Here is a 22,340-nt window from a genome sequence, read left to right as displayed (position 1 = left end):
AATAACATTAAAAGAGGCTGGTCAATTTCCAAGCCCTATCAAATATGCTATCGCCGGAATGAAGAACCTTCCCAATGTAATTCAAAAATGACAATCTGGCGGTGCAAACGGTATGTTCAATCTGAAGACCAGAAAGCAAATACTTTTCCTATATTCTAGGTTTTATCGTCTCCACCTTTAAAAGTTTCGCCTAGCCGCACTACAACCAGATATAGCCTACGCTACAACTGCAAAAAACAAACCTTAAAGCAGGAATTGGGTAAAAAAACCGCACACCTTTAACGAAAACTACCAAATTATGATGCTTGATCTATTATGCTGAACTTAAGCACCCAAGGATTGATATCAGAGGGAGCAACGAAGTCAACTTGTAATACAGTACGATCATCAGAAAACTGATACACCCATTTATTGCCAATAGACTTACCCGGCCCCTTCCTCCACTCGGGATTTTCTTTCATTTGCTCACTTATCCAGGCTTTTACAGCTTCCACATCACCAGAAATCTGAAACGCGGTGTACCATTCTTCCAGGCTACCATAGCTATACTCCTTAGAAACAAACTGAATTGACTCAGGCAAGTCACCAAGATTTGGCATGACTTTATCCGCCATCATCCCCCGGATATAGCCCCCCTCTGGCACCCACAGGTACTCAATCTTCGCTGCGACACTTTTGGCTTTTTCAATCGTATCAACCTTGCTTACCAGATATAAAGCGCCGTCTATACCAGATGAAAGGCCAGCTGTAGTAATAAACTTGCCGTTATCAACAAACTTTTTATTCTTTACCAATTCAACATCTGAGAAGTTCTTCTCGAAAGAATCAAATGCTCCGCGAATGGTGGTTGCTTTCTTACCATCCAGGAGTCCAGTACTCGCCAAAATAAAAGCACCGTTACATACCGATAGAACATACTGAGCCTGTTTGGACTGCTCTTTAATCCACTGTAATACTTCCGGGCTCTCCATTGCTTCATTAATGCTGCCCCCCGGGATAATTACTGCATCAAATTGATTATCCTGATCAAAGCTGGTATCTGGAGCCACTTTAAGGCCCATGGCTGAAGTAATGGTTCCACCATCTTCCGAAACCGTTGTCAAACGATAATTGGCTTGCCCAAAAACTTCATAGGGCCCGGCATAATCAATAGTTTGTGCACCGTCGTACAATAATATCCCTATATGGAAGGCATCTTTAGAAGTAGAGTGGGCCCAGACCATATTGCTAAACAGTAGCGAACATAGGCCAACCCAGATTAAAGAACGCATGGCTATTTCCTTTTTATTTTGGTGAGTACAGAAACATGCTTAAGCGCTTATCGGATACCTCACGCAAAGCTCAAACATATAAATAAGGTATTTCTAGGGGATACAGCAAAAAGTGTAAATTAGTTGATCAGGTCACAAATGACATAAAGTCGACAAATTCAGACGTTGATGGCTAGATGTACCAAAACTATGTTAATGATGATATTCAAATTAGATATTAGCTATTTTTGTATACTTTCTATTGCAATAGATATTTTTTCAGCAAAGCTACAACACCCAAAGTCAACGATGAACCAAAGAAACCATAAATAAATCTATACTCCTGAGAGTCAACAACGAAAGCATACATGCGCTAACCGATTCTGAAAAAGTGAAATCAAGCCCCAAGTTTATTAACCAAATAAAAAATTCTCTCCTTTCGTACAGCACATATCATCCCCAACTCCATCCAGACATCATTAAATAAATCACAAGAAGAGCTAGGCCACACCTAGATCTAACAACGTTTTCACGTAGCTACCTAAAACCATCAACCCAAAGAAATTGCGACTAACAGGTGGGACCGTAGAACAAGCCGAAAAATCCGCCCTTTCATCTGGGCTAATATTTGAGCTTGGTGAGCTAGAGTGGCTGACACAAAGCCGCAAAAAATAAGGTATATCTCTGAAAATACTTCTCTCGCCTTTTAACAGCTTAGGATCCAACCAAGAAATAAATCTATCGTAACTATAAAAGCTTAATCAGGACTTTAAAATCGATATAACAAGCTTACTCATCGCCAAGTTACCGTCAGATACATAGGGTATGCGGCTGGCGCTATTTTTCTGGCACTCTCTATTGATCCAACACTTTTCTGCCGCGCAAACACCAATACCATCTATATTCGCACGTCATTTCCATCTCAACAGTATCATCTATACTTAATTTTCTTTTAACTTCCAAGCAAAGAGAGGTAACTACCATGGTTGACCCCAAGGATATCTCCCCAACCTATAGGTGCCCTAAAAGAGGACCTCAGAAAATATCACACATCAAAAAAAACATATTCAAAAAAAATTTAATATATAACAAATATTTACCCTCCTCCGTCAGGCAGTATAGCTCTTTAAAATCCTCACTCCCAAATAGCCAATAAATATAATCTCCTGAACAAACTCAAACCACAGAAATAGCCACACCCCAACAAATTGACTTTAAAAATCATCGAAACTGACTAGGGAATTTTTTATTTAATCTTTCATCTAGATCAATTAAGTAATCCTTCCCAAATGCGTTATTTTCTAAATTTTTATAGAGACAAATAGGGATATCTTTATCCATTTCATGGCAAAGGCTAGCAGCCCCCATAGAAATAGCTGCCACCGTATCAGTATCGCCACCCAAATCAATACAAAACCGTAATAAAGATGACAAACTGTCATTCTTTTCTAATGCAAATATGGAAGCGGAAATAGATTCGATACCTAGAGATCCAACACGCTTGCCTGCAGACCTAAGCCAATCGCAAAAATATATATCTTCAATATACTCTAGGAGGCATTTTTTCTTACCCAAATTATACTTAAAAAAGTGCGCCATAAGTGAAGAGACCACGGATGCCTGCACCCCTAATTTTGTATTGTGCGTAATCCTTGCCTGCAACCTACTTTTCTCTATCACCTCATCAACATTAGGATACAACCCAATTACACCAGCGCGCATTGCTGCCCCACTTTTCTCACTATTTGGCCTAATACCACTTAAAAAACCATCAACACTATTCACCATAGACAAAAACTTATAAAAACCTTTTGCATATCCCTCTCTAGGATCTCTCTTGAAAGCTTCTAAAAATTTTTCAACCACTAAATATTCATTCCACTCTCCCAAACTGGACAACATCAACTCAGCCACAGAAATAGACATCTGTGTATCATCTGTATAACATCCAGCCTTAACCCCTACATGCCTTGGATGCTGAGTATATTCAGAAATATTATTTCTGCTTAATGCAAAACCCCTTGAAACATATTCAAAGCCTGCCCCATACGCATCTCCAATCGCCATTTCAAGTAACATATTAAATCTCCCCTACTTATACTCAAAAGCTGCCCCATTAATATGCAACGTAGTAACTTTAGACTTCTCTCTCCCTTGCTTATCTGCAATATATAAATTTAACTGATCAATTTTTTCTTCAACTTCATCCCTTTCCCTCTCCAACATATCGATTTCGATCTCTATTTGCTCGACACTACTAGAAATCTCTAGTGCCTCCTCCAAGTTAGAAATTCTTTCACTCAATTGACACTCTCTTTCAAAAAGTTTAGAAAACTCAGGAAAACTGTTTGCCGGCAAGAACAATCCATAAACCCAAGGAAAATCCATCGACTCAGGACGTAACTCACCCAAGCACACCCCACCACTAGAAAACAGGAATACTTTCTCTGAATTGTTCATATATCTATATCCTCCACTTTCACAACTCTAAAACCCGACTTGCTTTTCTTACCCTTTCCCCTAGGGATAAACAAGTCGCTAATCCCCATTTCCTTTTGTTGTGGATCTTTTTCCTGACGTGACTTACTTATTCGCCCACCTAAATTTTCAAACTCTTTCTCAAAATCAAACAATTCGTCTTCAGGGCCCTCAATTATTATCAATTCATACTCATTAGGTAATGCCGGATTTTTTATCATTTCCTTGGCTCGATTAATTACAAATTCTCTATCACTTGAGGTAGATATAAATGGGCTACGCTCTCCACTAGCTTGGGCATTCTGCATTGCTCTAATCAACTTTTCACCCTCTAGACTCTTAAGTTTCTCTAAAAGCTTTATACGTATATTATATGCATCCAATAGGGCGCCTCCTTTCGCCCTATGTCGAGAAAAAGCACCGCCAGTTATAATGTTACTTTCATGTTTAGGTTGAGACCGATAAACAGTAACAATTTTCTTCTTTGGACAATCTCCAGGGCTCGCAGCTAACCCTAACGGATCTATCCAGCCAACCGGATTAGGAACATATCGATAATTATTCGATCCCCCTAACAATCCAATAGGGTCCTGCTGAGTAAATATCCCTACACCTGGGTCGTAATATCTAAATCGATTATAGTGTAGCCCAGTCTCCTCATCGAAGTACTGCCCCTGAAAACGAATAGGTTGCTCTACCTGATTCTCATAACCTAAGGAAATTTTTCCATAGCTCTTGTATGCGACACTCCATACTACTTCACCTTCCAAGTTAGTGAGGGTGTCCGGGGTGCCTAGATGATCCAGATGATAGTGATAGATCTGTTCCTTTTCTAGCCTACTTTCTTTTATAGCTACAGGTGTAAAAGTGTCCGGTTCAAAGTAGTAGATGCGGGTATATATACCCTGCTTGATTTGGGTGTTAGCTCTATTTTCCCGCAGAAGAACATCACCATCCCATAGAAAATTAGTTTGCTTGCTGTTTGCAGCTTTACTAATACGGCGACCCAGCGGGTCGTACTGGTAGTGAATATCTTGTTGAAGTTGCTCTACACCCTCTTCCACCTTTAGCTTCTCTACACGCACCAGCTGCTGGCGATTGTTGTAGTGATAGCGCGTCTGCAGTTTTTGTCCTTTACCACGCAGCTCCGCAATCCGATTACCATGAATATCATAGCGATAGTGAGTATCACCGCGAAAAGCGAGACGATTGCCTTTTACCTGGGTAGCGCTGGCTTGCTGTTTGGCTTCGTCTTTTGAGTTGGCAGCGGCAAGGATATTGTGCGCAGGGTCGTGTACAAAATATTCTGGGTTGGGCCCCTCTACCTGGGTAAGGCGGTCCAGGGCATCGTAGTGGTAGCTACGATTACCGCGCAGGCTGTCTTCAATTTTGGCTATCTGGCCGGCTTTGTTGTACTGGTAGCTACGCTCAAGGACTGGGTTTGTGCTTGAAGTGGGATCGGATACTGATTTCTGATTTACATTACTTGTTTTGCCCAGTCTGAGTTTTTGCAGGCGGCCTTGGGGATCGTAGTCTCTCTGGCTTTCCAGCCCATTGCCGTGTTGACGCAGGCTTTCCCTACCCTGTTCATCATGGCTGACACGGGTGATTAACTCATCAGTATCACTACCTAAAGGGCGACGGTGCAGGCTTTGGAATTGTCCGGCAGGGTTAAAAGTAAACTTAAGTACTTCTCCATCGGGCAAGGTCGTGGCAATACGATTACCTGCTGCATCGTATCGATGGCTAAGCTTTTCGTTGCCCTGCCAGTCGCCGGTAACTCGGCCATTGGCATCGTATTCCCAACGCAATTTGCGGTGGGCATTTTCCGCCTCTATCAATTGCCCACTGCGGTTGTAGCGGAAATTGGTATTGCCGTCCGGGGTGACCTCTTCCAACAAGCGGCCAAAGGGATCGCGCTCGAAGATAGTATCGATACCTTTACCGCTGTCCGTATCGGTCACGGCCCTGGAGCTTACCAAGTGGCCGGCACGGTTGTAGGCATAGCGGGTAACGCGGCCGTCGAAGCCTACTTCTTCAATCAGGCGTTCGTTGAAATCGTATTTTAGCTGGTAGCGCTCGCCGTTTTCATTGGTGAGCCCGATTAGGTTACGCTCGCCGTCATAGTGATATTCCAGGCAGCTGCCATCCGGGTTGGTGCGGGTCTTTACCTGGCTGAGGCCATCGTAGGCATAGCAAGTGCTGCGGCCTTCAGAGTCAGTAACTTCGGTAAGTAATCCATGGGGGGTGTAGCTGTACTGTGTGCGGGCACCGTCTGGAGTGGTCACCGCATGGATACGATCCTGAGCGTCGTATTCATAGCGGGTCAGCTGGCCGGGGGCGTGTTGCACTTCTTCCAGTCGGCGAGCACTGTCGTACCGGTAGTGCTGGGCACGGCCCATAGGGTCTTTTACTGCGGCGAGCTTGCCTTCGGGGTTCCACAGATAACACATGGTATTGCCGAGAGGATCGGTAACACTGCCGATCAAACCAGCAGGGTTATAGCCGTATTGGGTCTTGTTACCGAGGGGATCTTTACTGGCCACGATCTGGCCATTTTCGTTGTACTCCCTTTGCCAGTTATTACCAGCGGGGTCGGTAACTTTTGCGGGCAGGCCTTCAGCATTGTATTCGATACGATGGTTATTGCCGGCGGCATCGCTCTTTTGTATCAGGCGGCCCCGGTCATCGTACTGGTAAATTTCCTCGCGAAGGCTGCCATCGTCGCTGGGCAGTTGTACCCGAGTAACCTGCCCCAGGTTGTTGTAGCTGTAGAGAGTCTCTGCACCTTCGGGATCGCGATGATAGATCGGCAGGGCCCGGTCGTTAAAGCGGTAGCGCTCTTTGCCACCACGGGTATCAGTAACAGTAACGCCCTTACCATCATCGTCCCAGTCAAACTGGTAATTGTAAGTCGCCTGACCATCGATTGGGTCACCCCACTGTCTCACACAGCGGGCAGAAGGGCCTTCGACATCCCACTCAAAATGGAAACGGTAGCCAGTTTTTAGGATACGTTGCTTAATTACATGGTGATGGTACTGGTACTGCTCACTGTAACCATCGGCGTCGGTGGCTTTAACCAAATCTCCAACATCGCTGTACTCGTAGCTTGCAAGTACTTTAATGTGGCCATCGCGAGTTTCCTTCTTAACCTCACCGATACGCAGACTGTTCGGCTGCCCCTGCGGAGGGCTGATATGCAAGGCTTCACCAAGGCTGCTCTCAATGCATATTAAACGCTTATCGATATAGTGAAACAGGTAGAAATTGCCATAGCCATCACGTATTTCTGCAAGCTTAAGTCCTCCTGTTACACCGGTTGCCTTAAAGTGTTTTTGCACCCCATTGGGGGTCCCGTAAGGGGTAATAATCCAATGATCGTCGTCGACACGAGTAAGTGTTAACTGCTCAACAACATTGTGGCTGCGATCGCTATCCCCCGGAAAGGGAAAATTAATTACCCGACCCTCTGCGTCCATAAACTGAACACTTTTATCAGGTGCCGGTATTAGCCTCTCTCCCAGGGTGTGAGTCCAACCATGACCCAAACCGAAATCTGTGGGATTACTACTACGATAAGTACGCTCAAAAACAAGGGGGAGCGGTCCGTCTAATAGCGCATCGACTAAGGTCAAACGCTCTTCCCCGGTTTTTAAATTAATGGGATCACCACCTTCAATAGCACAACTATTATTAAGAACTTTCTTCCCAGTGTGGGTTGTGCCGGTTATGGTCCCAGCTTTATCAGGCTGGTCAGAGATTGTATTCTGAGAGCTCTGCGAACCCTGGCTGCTTTCAGAACCCGCTTCAGAATTATCATTGGCGGTTCCTTTACCGCTTTGCGACGCTCCTGTACTTGATGTTTGCCCGCCGGAAGGAGGTGGTACTACAACTTCAGAAGAACTCAGATCAGAGAAGCTCGCCTTATTACCCACAGCATTTCCTGCGCGCTTATGAAAAAATACATTGCGACGCTTTTTAATTTTGGCAAATTCCAGCATTAGGTTACTAACGCCCTGAAGAGACCTCAGTAAGCCCGCATTATCTTTGGAAATCTCGATAGCGTTGGAATCGCTCACGGATGCCACCATGGCGAATGTTAAGATAATCTCAAAAAGGCCACTTTCTGGTAGGGCAACCTCCGATGGGTATAGAGCTTTTAAGTAATCGCGGAAGAAACGTAAACTTGTTTCACGTATTCTCGTATCCTGGTATAAAGTTTCAGCTACTTCAAAGGCTAACTCTAAGTGCTGCTGGGTAACTTTATTGGCATCGAAACCAAGCGCATCTACTAGGGATCTGCTAGAAGTCGGTATAGATTTTTCATCTTGCTTTTCAATGCTCTTTTCATACAGCAGATAGTTCTTAGCGGTGCGCCCCTGCGCCATCAAAGGGCGAATAGAACTCACTAAAGTCTCTACTTCAGATAAATCTTTACGCCATATTGCTAGCCCTCCGGTAAAGTCACTCTGATCAGTAGATTCATTGTTCGATAACCTTGAATTAACTCGCCCTAGGTCAACAATATACTGAAGGCCTGTATCGATTTTAGGAATCAATTGGGACTGCTTGTCGGCTAGCACCGCATCAGCAAATGGAGCCTCTTCGATTACCAAGCGGTTTTGAACTAACTCCTTATAAATAGCTCTCTCAACCCAGGAGTAGCTTGAAGGAGCATCTAAATGGAATGAGGCTGATAAATCACCCCATCTATCAGGCTGCTTGCCTGGTTGAAGAGGATCTGAACAACTCCCTCCCATACCAAGGAAGTAATCGTAAATTTCTTGAAGAGCGGAAATACTGAACATTTCCAGGGTTTGCTCAGCACTAGTTGGCAGTGAAGATCCGGAGCTAAAACCGATCCCTCTTCGAGCCAGGTAAACAATTCCATATGTATTCTCAACAAATAGCTGCATAGCTCACTCTTTATTGATTACGAACCAGCCATGCAACATTCCTTCGCTGCCAGCTCAAAGCAAAATAAAGTCCACTAAAAGTAATCTGCCCTTTCCAACTTCAGTCTTCGCAACTCAGGGAGTCGGAACTTCTGTCACCACTGTTAACGAAAAGTGATTTTCGGAACGGGAAAGCCGCGCGATTATACTGAGGGAAAATTAGGAAATGGATTACACAGGAGCACAATAAAAAATGATGCACCCTAATGTAATGGCACGTATATCTGAGTTACAAAAACAACTTAAAGAGAGGGGGGGGGGGGGTAAATTAATACTGGTGCACAGATATAATTTAATTTGGGGCAAGCCTAAGCTTACCCCAAATCAGCGCAATTAATTTACGCTGTCAGAATGATAAACTATTGCCTGCCAAATATTTTGTTGGCCGCCTATATAATTATCCAGGGTAGGATTCTTAATATAGCTCCAGGCAACTTTACCATTACCCAAGTACATAGGCTCATCCAAACCACCCCAACCGTAGTCAGTCAGCTTTACCGGCCCCTCAAGTACATTTAAGTCAGCATCAATCTCCATTACATAGTAGGCTTTTGGCACCAGCATACGCATGGCATCACCACTCTTATTGTAACTGCGATTGTACGGGAGGTTATCGGAGATACACTGGAACTGTGCGTAACCAAATAAGTAGCGGCCATTTTTCAGATCAACCAACTGGGGATCACTAATTTGACAATCGGAATCCGTTGCCAGCCATTCAATGCCATTACCTTCAATACTGCCTTCCCCATCAACTTTTGCAATACCTACACGTGTCAGGGAAGTAGTATCCAAGGCATCTCCAGAATAGAGACCCTGCCTGGAAATTACGGGATATTCACCACTGTCGATATATGAGAAGAAGCAATTGCGAATGCCGTTATCAGCACATTCCTCATCGAAGGTGCCATCACCACTTGTATCAATGCCCAGCTCATCCTGTAAGAACATATCCATGTTCGAATCTTCAATGTACTTTGGAGAGACAATAACTGAGAGATTTGTATCGGCATCAACCGGGACAACCGTATGGCCACCACCGTTGGATATCATTGCACTTGTCGAGGGCACTAAATGATTATAGGTGCCTTCATAAACAGAGGATCCACTGTCCTCCATTTTAATGGCGATCGCATTCAGGCCCGGTGACGGATAATATTTATTTCCATCACTGGTACACAGAGCACCGTACATCTCATTCCCCGGATTATAAAAGGCTCGAATATTCAGAACGTGGCCATGGCCACACGCCCAGTACCAACCCCGGTGATCATCTCCAGAGAAGGACATTGACCAGTCATCCCGATTGATTACCGTCAGCCCTGCCGAATAATGCGAACCGCTAACAAGAACACGAGCAGTCACGGAAAATGCATAACTTGTGCGCCCTTGGCTATCATCCTCTACGTACAATAGCTCCTGAGCCCCCAAATGAGTGCCACCATGCATTTTATTGACAACATAGGCATCTGGAGTTTCTGTTATAGGCTTGTTATCCCACTCCATTAGCCAGATCTGGTCATTATACTTCTCCTCATTATCGGTACCTGCAACACTGTCAAGATTATCTTCAATCTTCATCCAGGTTGTACCGTACTCTTCTACCAGATCTTTCTCGATATCATATCGCTCACTGGCCTTATATTCGGTATTGCATAAAACAGCTACCCTGGAGCAATCCGAACTGGCCGTAATACCATGTGACTCATAGCATTGATTCAGAATGGTGGCGTTACCCGTCTGCTCGAAGCTCATGCTATCAGGGTTATATTGAAGCTCGTAAACGGACCCATAGGTTGTATCAGAGGCACTATTCCCCTCTGACAAAGTTGTGGATACATACATTTTTGGCTGGTCAGTATCCGTAGCACAGGAGGCCGTATAGCTACGGATAGGAATATCAATATTTTCCTCATCCTGCTCACTGTCCGTACGGCCAATATAGTGGGCCAGCTGGTAAACTTCCTGAGCATTTACCATTGCGTTAGGCAAAGTGATATCTGTAGCGGTAATTGTTGCAAACCCGAGTTCAGCTGTTGACACATCTCCAACGGTTACAGTCGATGGGTCATTATCAGGCAATGAGGAGTCATCCCCACTTCCACCTGAACCACTTCCTCCACCTTGATTACCCCCGCTACTATCGTCCCCACCGTCGCTCACAGGTGGTGTATCGGTGTCAGAATCTGACGAACCTCCCCCTCCACCACAAGCTGCAAGTGCCGCAGTTAGTGCAAGTACCAATAATTTCTGCCCGAATAACTTTTCCATAATCGCCTTAAGTGCCGTGTTTTTTATTTTGGTGTTAGGTACTGTCCAAAATATAAGTTCCAGACAGTCATGAAATGCAAAAGTGGGCGGAATTTTAGCGGAAACGAAATTTAATTCTGTGCGTAACTTAAAAAAATATGAACACAATGAGGAAGCTTAAAAATGAGAGAAACAGCACTGTATATTTTTTCTATTAGATATATATGGACTTAGGAGTTAATAGCTAAAAACACATCAAGTTTCATTAGAAACCAGATGTTGAGCACTCACTCGCAGAGCTATAAATCAAAGAAGTTGAAATATGCACTAGAAGCAACTAAACAGACATAAAAATACAGTTAAATATACCACCAATACTGGGAGTCACTTCACCTTCGCATTTAAGCTAAATAGCCCTGACTCTAGAAGTCTGATGTCGACATCTTATCCATCGGTTCAGGCGTAACCAGGTTCCACCAGAAATCAAACCGGTCCATTAAAGAAAGTAATGTCTTCAACTCTCCCGCATCGCCCTCAATTTTGATTTTCCCATCCTCCATCTTCTCCTGGATAGATGCACTCCCCAAGATGATGTCATTGAGATCTGAGCGGTTTATCTGCACGCTACTGCCGGGATTCTTAACAGGAGGCCCGTAGTTCAGTACCGCATTCTCAAGCACAAGCGCATACCTTTCGTTTACGTCCGGCATGCTGATATTGATGGAGAGATTCTTGCCAGTTGCCTTGGGGCCGTTGAGCCGAATTCCCAGGTAATCAAAAATCAAACCAGCCGGCATGCTGCGAATAGTGTCCGGGCTCGCAGTCAGAGGAACCGGGTATCGCTGGATGCCATCCCGCAATTCCCTGGCACCGCTTAAAAAAAAGTTGCGCCAGGTACCATTTTCCTGCTGATAGCCCAATTGCTCTAATGCATCTGCCAATAGGTCTCTTGCTGCACGATTATTAGGCTCTGCGGAAACCAATCTATCTAACACCTCCGCAACCCAGCGGTACTCTCCAGCCTCATAGTCTTTCTTTGCTTGCTTGATAATATTGGCGGCCCCGCCCATATACTCGACGTACTTTATTCCCGCGGCCGTCGGTGGCATTGGATACAGGCGAGCGGGATTGCCATCAAAAAACCCTAAATAATAATTCCATACCGCACGGGTATCGTGATTTACACTGCCGTAATAGCCGCGATTGGCCCAATATTGTGAGAGCTCTGGAGGCAACTCCATCAGCTCAGCCGTTTGAACCATGTTGTACCCGTGATTGGCTAATCGTAGGGTTTGATCGTTGAGGTACTTGTATAGGTCTCGCTGCTTTTTCAGATGATTCACCACATTCTCTGGTCCCCAGGTTGGCCAGTGATGGGGTGCAAACAGAACTTCGGCTTTTCCACCCCAGCGCTGCACGGTTTCATTGAGGTAGCGAGACCAGTCACGAGCATTTCGGACCTTTGCTCCCCGCAAGGTGTAAAGGTTATGTAAGGTGTGGGTTGCATTCTCAGCAGCGGTTACGGCTTTGAGTTGAGGAATATAGAAGTGCATTTCTGCCGGCGCTTCAGAGCCCGGCGCCAAGAGAAATTCAAAGATAAGTCCATCCAGTTCCAAAGTTTGCCCGGTCTCAACAATGGAGTCTGTCGGTTCTATCAGTGTGATGGTGCCAGTGGAGGTTTCAAGACCGAGGCCAGCCCCTAAGGTACCTTTGGGATCTTTAGGGATCAGGTTCCCGTACATAAAACTGGCACGACGCGCCATATGATTTCCTGCAAAGACATTTTCACTAACAGCTTCAATCAGGAAATCTTGCGGGGCTATTACCTTAACCTTGCCTGATTTTACATCTTCTTCATCGATAACACCGCGAACACCCCCATAGTGGTCAACGTGACTGTGGGTGTAGATCACAGCAACGACTGGCTTGTTTCCGCGATGCTGCCGATAGAGGTTTAACGCTGCTTCAGCCGTCTCGGCAGAAATCAGCGGGTCCATAACAATGACCCCGGTATCGCCCTCAATGAAAGTTATATTCGAGAGGTCCGCACTGCGAACCTGGTAGATTCGCGGTATCACCTCAAAGAGACCGCCCTCCGAAATTAATTGCAGTTGCCGCCACAGACTGGGGTTGGCACTGTCAGGAGCCTCTTTATCGCGAGCAAATTGAAATTGCTCCAAGTTCCATACCGTATCGCCTTTGCTGTTTTTAATAACACCATTATTTGGTAGAGGAGCGATAAACCCTCGCTTTACGTCCTCAAAGTCCTTCCGATTTGCAAAGGGGAGCTCTTTCAGTACAGCCTGGTTTGATTTCATTGTGACGACACTGGCGGGATTGGGTTCTTGCGCCATGACACTTACGGTCGTTAGCGAACAGGCAAGGAATACTAGAAATAGCGAAAACAGCGGCAGCTTGTTAACGTTCATCAGTTGTTTCCTTTCCATGATTCGCAAAGTGATGCGGCAGAGTCCCTTGTAGAGGATAGGTAGGAAACTATTAAGCGGACGGGTATTTATGCCGGCATCAGGAGAATAACTGACAAATTTAGGGGGAAAGAAACAAAAAAGCCGGCGAAGAGCGCCGGCTTATGTGTCATTAAATATTATCTGACATCCAGTAAATGCCTTGCAATAATCAGGCGCTGGATCTCACTGGTACCTTCGTAGATTGTAGTGATTCTCACATCCCGACTCATACGTTCGAGTGGATATTCACGGGTATAGCCCACACCACCGTGCATTTGCAGAGCTAGATAACATGCCTCGTTAGCCTTCTCACTAGCGAACAGTTTGCCCATTGAAGCGGCAGGGCCAAACGGCATTCCGGCATCTTTCTGCCAAGCGGCTTGCAGCAATAGGAGTCGCGCACCTTCCATCTCAGTATATTTATCGGCAAGCTGCCATTGCAGCCCCTGGAACTCCGCCAGTTTTTTACCAAACTGCTCCCGCTCATGCAGATAGGCCCGGGCACAATCCAAAGCTTCAAAGCCGATACCCAGCGCCAGGGAGCCAATACCGATTCGGCCTCCAGCGAGCTCACCTGCAGCAATGCGAAAGCCGCGATTTTCTTCACCTAAAAGATGGGAGGCAGGAATACGGCAATTGTCGAAAGAAACCTCATTGGTAACAGAGGCTTTCTGTCCCATTTTTTCTTCGGCCTTGCCAATCACCAGGCCAGGTGTGCCAGCTTCAACCAGGAAGCAGGAAATACCTTTGCCTTTAGGCGCGGAAGAATCTGTCACCGCCCAAACAACAAAAATACCGGCAAATTCGGCGCTACTAATAAAGAGCTTACTGCCATTGAGAACGTATTCATCACCCTGCTTTTCCGCGCGGGTGCGCATAGAGGCCGCATCCGAACCGGAACCGGGCTCGGTGAGACAGAAAGAACCCGCAGGGTATTCTCCACTACAGATTTTGGGGAGGTATTTTTGGCGCTGCTCTTCCGAACCTACCGCCTGAATAACCTCTGCCACCATGTTGGTTACGGAGGTGGTCGTTGCAACAGAGGCACAGCCCCGCGCCAGCTCGGCGATCGCCAGGGAGAATGCGACAGTACCAGCACCAGTACCGCCGTAATTGGGATCAATATTGATTCCCATAAAGCCCAGCTCTGCCAATTGCTTGAGCTTTTCCAACAAGAGCTCTCGATTACCGGTCTTGTCGAGTTCGGCAGCAATGGGTTTCAGTTCACTGTCAGCAAATTGCTTTGCCGCATCCTGAATCATCTGCTGTTCTTCGCTCAGTGAAAAATCCATACAGTACCTACTTATAGTTATTACGGACAAATCACACGGCACCCACCTTGGTACCGCATCGCTATGCCGAGCATAATAAAAACCGCGCCGACAATGGTTGCCAATTCCATCTGTTCATCCATGAAATCAGCAATCAATCCCTATGATTGAGGCCTGAGGAGAGAATTCAGATTCCTACCCAGGTTCATAAAAAAGCCAACCAGCAAAATCGCTACAGTTCTCTCACTCCGCACAGGATATTTGACTGCGCTCAATTAGCGCCGCGAACCTTTCACACTGGGTTCTGGGTCCGGTACCGCTACAGCGGTATCAGTCTTCACTTCCTCCATCACCACATAGGTGTGGGTTTCCCGTACTCCCGGTACGGATGCCAGCTTTTCACCGAGGAAGCGGCGATAACCCAGCATATCCTTAATACGAATTTTCACCAGGTAGTCAAAACCACCGGCAACCATATGGCACTCCTGGACCTCCTCCAGTCCAGCCACATGCTCATTAAAGGCTTCCAATGCCTCAGTCGCTGTATTGTTCAGGGTCACCTGGATATAGACCACCAAGCCCGCATGAACTTTGAGCGGGTCGAGTAGCGCTACATAGTCGCGAATAAATCCTTCCCTTTCGAGCCGCTTGACTCGCTCCAGGCATGGGGTGGGACTAAGGTTAACCCGGCGCGCCAATTCCACGTTCGGCAAGCGGCCGTGACGTTGCAGAATTCGCAGTATTTGGCGATCAATACGATCAAGATCTTCCAACTGTCGAGACATTACAAAATACCCTACTGGTAATCACGCAATTAGGCGTGATATTTAACCACAACTCGCAACATTATGGCGATTAATTCTAACGATTTTCGCACATAATCCGGTTTTTTATTCTGACCCTAGATATAGAGCTTGGGAGACGATATGTCGACAAACTTCGCCGGAGACCTCCAGAATGCCCGAGACCGGGCACGCGAGTATTTGCACGCCGACGAAAACCTCTGCGTGAGCGAGCTGCTGGCTGCGCCACGCCCCAGCGACGAGATGCGCAAGAAAATTCTGAACACCTCGCGCGCACTGGTTCATCATTCGCGACAGCAGCGCAGCAAGCGCGGAACGCTGGACGCTTTCCTTCAGCAATTCGGCCTTTCCAATAAGGAAGGGGTTGCATTGATGTGTCTGGCAGAGTCCCTGCTCCGGGTACCAGACGCCGATACTGCCGACAAACTAATCGCCGAGAAAGTGCATTCCGGCAACTGGTCCAGCCATCGTGGCCAGTCCGACTCCCTGTTTGTGAACGCCTCAACCTGGGGCCTGATGCTCACCGGTAGCGTGGTGGAGCTGGACCCAGATATCACCGAGCGTCCCTCCCACTGGATGAAACGCCTGGTGAGCCGTATCGGCGAACCCATGGTGCGCACCTCCATGATGCAGGCCATGAAAATTATGGGTGGCCAGTACGTGCTCGGCCGCACCATCAAGGAAGCTTTGAAGCGCGGCCCCAAAGAAAACCTCCCGGGCACCCGCTTTTCCTTCGACATGCTGGGCGAAGGCGCCCGCACCATGGCCGACGCCCACCGCTACTTCGATGCCTATATGATGGCTATCGAAGAGATCGGCAAAGACAACACCCAGCGGGATGTGGTTGAGGCCAACGGTATTTCCATCAAGCTTTCCGCCCTGCACCCCCGCTACAGTGTGCTGCAGCGGGATCGCGTAATGGACGAATTGCTGCCCCAGGTGAAGCGTCTTTGTGTCGCCGCAGCCCAATACGATATGGGCCTGAATATCGATGCAGAAGAGGCAGACCGCCTGGATATCTCTCTGGATATCTTCGAGGCGCTCGCCCGCGACCCCGAAATTAAAGACTGGCAAGGATTGGGCTTTGTACTCCAGGCCTACCAAAAGCGCGCCCCCCATGTCGCCGACTGGCTGATTGCCCTGGGCCGCGATACCGGCCGCAAACTGATGGTGCGCCTGGTTAAAGGCGCTTACTGGGATAGTGAAATCAAACACTCCCAGCAGATGGGCCTGCCGGACTACCCGGTGTACACGCGCAAATGCCACACCGACCTGTCATATCAGGTCTGTGCGAAAAAACTGTTGGAAGCTGGCGATGCAATCTATCCGCAATTTGCCACCCATAACGCCTACACCGTCGGGCTGATTCTTGAGTTAGCCAATGGCCGCACCGACTTTGAATTCCAGCGCCTGCACGGCATGGGCCACTTGCTGTACGCACAAATTGAAGCGGTACACGGCAAGCGTGTGCCCGTGCGCGTCTACGCACCCGTGGGGGCACATCGTGACTTACTGCCCTACCTGGTTCGTCGCCTGCTGGAAAACGGAGCTAATAGCTCCTTTGTTAACCGCTTTATGGACGAGGCAACGCCGGTTGAAGCCCTGGTCCAGGATACCCTGGAACAAAGCGAAGCCTGCAACCCCTACCGTCACCCGCAAATTCCTGTTCCGGAGAATATTTATATGGGCGCAGAAGCCCTGCCACGGAAAAACTCACACGGCATCGAACTGACTGATCCACTCTCCGTTGATCCCCTGCTGAAAGAGCTTGAACAGCAACGCGAAAAGCACTTCCTCGGTGGCCCTATCGTCAACGGCACCATGGGCGAAGCGGAAGAACCGGTTTACAACCCGGCAACCGGCGAAAAAATTGGACACACCGCAAATACTGATAAGCACCTTATTGAGCAGGCCTATGCCTCCGCCACTGAGGCGCAGATCGACTGGGATCGCCAGGGCGGAAAACACCGCGCGGATATTCTCGACAGAATTGCTGATATCTACGAAGATAAAGCCAATGAACTGGCTGCAATTATTTGCATTGAAGCGGGCCGCACCCTAAATGATGGCATTAGTGAAGTGCGCGAAGCTATCGACTTCTGCCGCTACTACGCCAACGGCGCACGCCAGCATTTCAGTGAACCCACCGAACTACCAGGCCCTACCGGTGAACAAAATCAGCTGTATTTGAGTGGCCGTGGCACCTTCGTGTGCATCAGCCCTTGGAACTTCCCCCTGGCAATCTTTACTGGTCAGGTAGTTGCTGCACTCGCCGCCGGTAATGCCGTACTGGCCAAGCCCGCAGAGCAAACCCCCATCATCGCTGCACACGCCGTGCGCTTGATGCTCGATGCGGGCGTGCCGCCAAAAGTACTGCACTTGATCACAGGTACCGGTGCCGCAGTGGGCAAACTGCTGATCGAAGATCCCCGCCTGGGCGGTGTAGCCTTCACCGGCTCCACCGAAACCGCACGCCTGATCAACCAGCAGCTGGCAGCGAAAGAAGGCCCGATTGTACCGCTGATCGCCGAAACCGGCGGCCAGAATGTTATGGTCGTAGACTCCACTGCCCTGCCCGAACAAGTAGTAGACGATGTAATTCAATCTGCCTTCCTCAGTGCCGGTCAGCGCTGTTCCGCTCTGCGTATCCTATGTGTACAGGATGTCATCGCTGATAACCTGCTGAATATGCTGAAAGGCGCATGTGAAGAACTGACCCTCGGCGATCCCGGTAAACTGGATACCGATATCGGTCCGGTTATCGACGAAAAAGCCCTCGGCATGCTGGAATCCCACCGCGAGCGCATGGCGAAAGAAGCCAAGCCGCTATTTGCCTTTGAGGAAGCGAAGAAGCCCAGCAAAGGCACCTTCTTCGGCCCGCAGGTAGTAGAGATTGAAGATTTCTCCGTGCTCAAGCGCGAGACTTTCGGACCTTTCCTACATGTAGTTCGCTTCAAGGCAGACGAGCTGGAAGACGTAATCCGCCGCATTAATGCCACCGGCTACGGCCTTACCTTCGGACTGCACTCCCGCATCGAAGGCCGTGCCCACGCGGTATTTAAGCGTATCAACGTCGGCAACTGCTATGTAAACCGCGATATGGTTGGTGCAGTAGTAGGAGTTAACCCCTTCGGCGGCCACGGCCTATCCGGCACCGGCCCCAAAGCCGGTGGCCCGCACTACCTATTCCGTTTCGCCAGCGAAAAAACCAAAACTATTAACACTGTTGCCACTGGCGGTAACACTGCACTGTTTACATTGGGGCAATAAGCTTCGATAAAACAATGAGAGAGCGGGCTTTTAGCCCGCTTTTTTGTGGAGAATCATTTCGCTAACCACCCACAAAGTACCAACTCCAAACTTCCCTTTCCCGTAAATTTTTCAGCCCCTGTAAATTAATCGGATGAATCATGGCAATTAGTTCAATTTCAAGCGCAGTCTTTTGCGGCAACAACCAAGTATTTTCTTTTACAGTTCCACATAAGGTATAGTTGGTCAACCCTAAAAAATGGAATGGATTCAATGAAAAACATAATAGCTGGAATAACAATAGGCTTAGTCGCCGGATACTTAGGCCCATTAATTACAGGATATTCTGCAGCCATCGCTATACCCGAAGCTTTCAGAGCACTCCTTTCAGATGGAGGAGCTGTCCTTTGGGAAATTTTTGTTGTCCATTTAATAGGATATGGACTAATTGTTTTCACACTCATTTTCTTAGCATCTAGGCTGATAAAACTGCATCCATGGGCAACTGCAGCAATTGCCATTATCGCCTGCGAAGCCACTCTGTATTTTTTCCACGCCAGCGAATACACACTTTACGTACCTCATATCCTAGCTCTGGCATTTTGTGCATTCTTAAGCGCAACGCTTTCCAGAAAGAGCACAAATATATCACCTGCCATTTAATTATCTCTCGAGTTAAGATTAATAGAAGATAAAGAACCCTTAATCCATAATCTGTTCAAACTCGAGCAACAGGGTATCTTATTTCTAAAATGAAATTTGATAAATAAGATACCCTACTCTAAATGGCCGCGCTGGTACTAGCGCAAACAGATAAAATCTAAAAATAAATTTAAATTTACGACCATATACCACCATATAAAATTTTCTAACCTGTTAAATTCAAAGTCCCTAAGAACATATAAAAAAGATCAGACTAAACCATAAGCTGCAACAATCCAGCCTCTTCGATTCAGGAACCACAAGCTCTTCACACATTACACAATGCCAGCAATCGTGACTGTATTGGTAGAAAATACAAAGCCCAATGACAAAACTGGTTAACCCGTAGATTACATGAAACTGTTTCCCACGTAGAAAGACTTTTACGCCGCCAAAGGGATAGCTCTTGTCTTGACGCGCCACCGCAGGTGGGAGAAGCTAAGGCCACTCTGGGCAATAAAAACCCTGTCCCAGTATAAAAATGAAGTTTCATGTACACCGATTTTGGGGAGTCTCAATGCGCTCGCTGATACTGATGTGGTTGCTGTCCTTCTTTTTGATTGCCTGTGGTAGTGAACCGAAAACTCACACAGAAAATTTAAATACCGAGATCAAACCCGCCTCCAAGGCAACTATTTCCCACAATAGATCCCTGGCAAAACAACTCCCCTTCGGTGATGAAACTGATTTTTTACTGGCTAAACGAGGCTTTATTGAATCTATTCCCGGCGCCCAAGTGAAAAATACCGAAGGTCGGGAAGTCTATGGGCTATCCCAGATGCAATTTTTACAAGGTACCCCTCCTGATACCGTCAACCCCAGCCTTTGGCGTCAGGCCCAGCTCAACGTCCTGAATAACGGCCTGTTCAAAGTGGTAGATGGTATCTATCAGGTGCGCTCGCTGGATCTGGCCAATATGACTCTGGTGCAAGGAGAAAGCGGCTGGATTGTTATCGACCCTCTCACTTCCGCAGAGACTGCAGCTGCAGCTCTTGCGCTGGCCAACAAGGCACTTGTAGAGCAACCGGTAAGTGCTGTTATTTTTACCCATAGCCACGCAGACCATTTCGCCGGTATAACTGGAGTTCTGACTAAAGAACAGCTCGCGAGCGGTTCTATCGACATTATTGCTCCAGAGGGTTTTGCTGAGGAGGCGATTAGCGAGAATGTGCGCACCGGAAACGTGATGCAACGTCGTGCGTTATACCAATTTGGAAATTTGCTGCCCTCCAGCCCGGAGGGTTTTGTCTCTTCCGGCTTAGGCAACCGGGTATCAGATGGTGAGCACGGAATAGCTACACCAACAATAGAGATTACTGAAACCGGTGCAGAGATGACAGTTGATGGAGTGGACATCGTCTTCATTAACACGCCCGGGGCCGAAGCACCCGCAGAGATTGTGTTTTTCTTCCCTCAATTTAACGCACTCTGCATGAGTGAGATCGCCAACCATACACTGCATAATATTTACACTTTGCGTGGTGCGAAAACCCGCGATGCCAAGGCCTGGAGTCGCTATATTGAGTACGCCATGGAGAAATTTGGCGATGAGACCGAGGTGGTTTTTAGCAGCCACCACTGGCCCACCTGGGGCAAAGATGAAGCAATGGATTACCTGGCTAAGCAGAGGGATCTTTATAAATATATCCACGACCAAACTCTGCGCCTAGCTAACCACGGTTACGATATGGTCGAAGTCGCAGAGCGCCTTGAGCTGCCCGAGAACCTCTCTCAGGCTTGGGCCAATCGAGGGTACTACGGCACTGTCAATGTTGGAGCCAAGGCAGTTTACAATCGCTATCTGGGTTATTTCGATGGCAACCCAGCAAACCTCCACCCTATTCCTCAGGAAGAAGCTGCAGAGCACTACATCGACTACATGGGGGGGGGAGAAGCCATTATGGCTCGAGCCCGACAGGATTTTGCCCAGGGCAATTATCGCTGGGTAGCCATGGTGCTAAAGCACTTGGTTTTCGCTGAACCTGAGAACGAGCAAGCCCGTTATCTATTGGCTGATAGCTTGGAACAACTCGGCTACCAGGCAGAATCTGGTATCTGGCGTAATTTTTATCTCTCCGGAGCCAAGGAATTACGTCATGGTATCGAATACCGTGAAGAAATACTGCCCGATGAAGAAATAGTAGCGCGAGTCCCTCTCCAGCTACTTTTCGACGCGATGGCGGTGCGCCTTAACGGTGAGAAAGCGGCAGATGCAGATATCCGCTTAAATATCGATATGACTGACACTGGAGAAAAGTACTTAGTCATAGTACAAAATGGGGTACTGCACGGCTACCCCGGCCGACACAGTAGCGAGCCCTCTGCCAGCCTCTCTCTGAACAGTACCGACTTACGTATGATGTTTAGCGGGTTAGTAGGCGCCCCTACTCTAATCAAAGATGGCCGACTCAAGGTGAGCGGAAATCCTTTGGCCCTAATAAAATTTGGGCGGTTATTTGATAAATTTGATCGTAATTTTAGCCTTGTAACTCCTTAAAAATTGAAGCGATCAGCCCGTAAAGTTCTAACTAACGATAACTATTAATATGCATCTTAACCGCAGGCATCTGTTTTGCTTGACCAAACTCAAAAAAATACAAGCGATCCATGGAAAATTCTTGGTGGATTAATAATAATCCGGGAACTCAAGCAATCTGACTCATACTAGCCGAAACAATACAGGGCCTTTTGGGCTCTGTATTTTTATAAAACAGAATACTTCCCACCCCAGAAAGCCTTACCACCGATTGATAATATACACCCCCTCAAAAAAGCATGTTAACTTACCCATCAAACTAACCACAGACTCGCCGACTTCTAAGTTCCAACAGGTTTCAACAATTACTCAACCAAGCTACTCCATAAAAATCATGACACGCTGGATATAAAGGCTTACAAAAGTACAATTAAA

11 protein-coding genes are annotated in these 22,340 nt (G+C 47.2%); 3 read left to right on the top strand and 8 right to left on the bottom strand.

The features are described 5' to 3' along the window. Positions 1-296: 296 nt before the first annotated feature. From ACG1BZ_RS09500 to ACG1BZ_RS09465, 8 genes are all read right to left on the bottom strand, one after another. Complete coding sequence (locus ACG1BZ_RS09500; RefSeq protein ID WP_413665402.1) at positions 297-1,271, bottom strand: DJ-1/PfpI family protein; 975 nt, start codon at positions 1,269-1,271, stop codon at positions 297-299. 1,200 nt (positions 1,272-2,471) lie between these two features. Beyond that, on the bottom strand, positions 2,472-3,329 hold the full coding sequence (locus tag ACG1BZ_RS09495) for an ADP-ribosylglycohydrolase family protein (protein ID WP_413665401.1): 858 nt from the start codon (positions 3,327-3,329) through the stop codon (positions 2,472-2,474). Positions 3,330-3,341: 12 nt separating this feature from the next. Next, positions 3,342-3,710 carry a hypothetical protein gene (locus tag ACG1BZ_RS09490; RefSeq protein WP_413665400.1) on the bottom strand — a complete coding sequence of 123 codons (369 nt, stop codon included), beginning with the start codon at positions 3,708-3,710 and terminating at the stop codon, positions 3,342-3,344. Continuing rightward, a complete protein-coding gene (locus tag ACG1BZ_RS09485) occupies positions 3,707-8,647 on the bottom strand; it encodes an RHS repeat-associated core domain-containing protein (RefSeq protein ID WP_413665399.1) in 4,941 nt (1,646 codons plus the stop codon). The genes ACG1BZ_RS09490 and ACG1BZ_RS09485 overlap by 4 nt, the downstream gene beginning before the upstream one ends. Positions 8,648-9,019: 372 nt before the next feature. After that, positions 9,020-10,957, bottom strand: a complete 1,938-nt coding sequence (locus ACG1BZ_RS09480; protein ID WP_413665398.1) for a hypothetical protein — start codon at positions 10,955-10,957, stop codon at positions 9,020-9,022. 401 nt (positions 10,958-11,358) lie between these two features. Beyond that, entirely contained in the window at positions 11,359-13,365 is a 2,007-nt protein-coding gene (locus tag ACG1BZ_RS09475; RefSeq protein ID WP_413665397.1) for an alkyl/aryl-sulfatase, read from the bottom strand. 176 nt (positions 13,366-13,541) lie between these two features. Next, a complete protein-coding gene (locus tag ACG1BZ_RS09470; RefSeq protein WP_413665396.1) occupies positions 13,542-14,696 on the bottom strand; it encodes an acyl-CoA dehydrogenase family protein in 1,155 nt (384 codons plus the stop codon). 254 nt (positions 14,697-14,950) lie between these two features. Continuing rightward, positions 14,951-15,460, bottom strand: a complete 510-nt coding sequence (locus ACG1BZ_RS09465) for an Lrp/AsnC ligand binding domain-containing protein (RefSeq protein WP_108732847.1) — start codon at positions 15,458-15,460, stop codon at positions 14,951-14,953. Positions 15,461-15,601: 141 nt separating this feature from the next. Here ACG1BZ_RS09465 and putA point away from each other — a divergent pair, with 141 nt between their 5' ends. The 3 genes from putA to ACG1BZ_RS09450 all read left to right on the top strand — a co-directional run bounded on the left by putA (position 15,602) and on the right by ACG1BZ_RS09450 (position 21,926). After that, entirely contained in the window at positions 15,602-18,748 is a 3,147-nt protein-coding gene (gene putA, locus ACG1BZ_RS09460) for a bifunctional proline dehydrogenase/L-glutamate gamma-semialdehyde dehydrogenase PutA (RefSeq protein ID WP_413665395.1), read from the top strand. 252 nt (positions 18,749-19,000) lie between these two features. Beyond that, complete coding sequence (locus ACG1BZ_RS09455; protein ID WP_413665394.1) at positions 19,001-19,390, top strand: hypothetical protein; 390 nt, start codon at positions 19,001-19,003, stop codon at positions 19,388-19,390. Between the two features lie 556 nt (positions 19,391-19,946). Beyond that, positions 19,947-21,926 (top strand): alkyl/aryl-sulfatase, encoded by a 1,980-nt coding sequence (locus ACG1BZ_RS09450; RefSeq protein WP_413665393.1) that lies wholly within the window; start codon positions 19,947-19,949, stop codon positions 21,924-21,926. The last annotated feature ends 414 nt before the right edge of the window (positions 21,927-22,340 follow it).

It is taken from the genome of Microbulbifer sp. CNSA002 (assembly GCF_047324085.1).
Taxonomy (GTDB): Bacteria; Pseudomonadota; Gammaproteobacteria; order Pseudomonadales; family Cellvibrionaceae; genus Microbulbifer.
The sequence above is the reverse complement of the archived record's forward strand: the minus strand, read 5'-3'. Positions and strand labels throughout refer to the sequence as shown.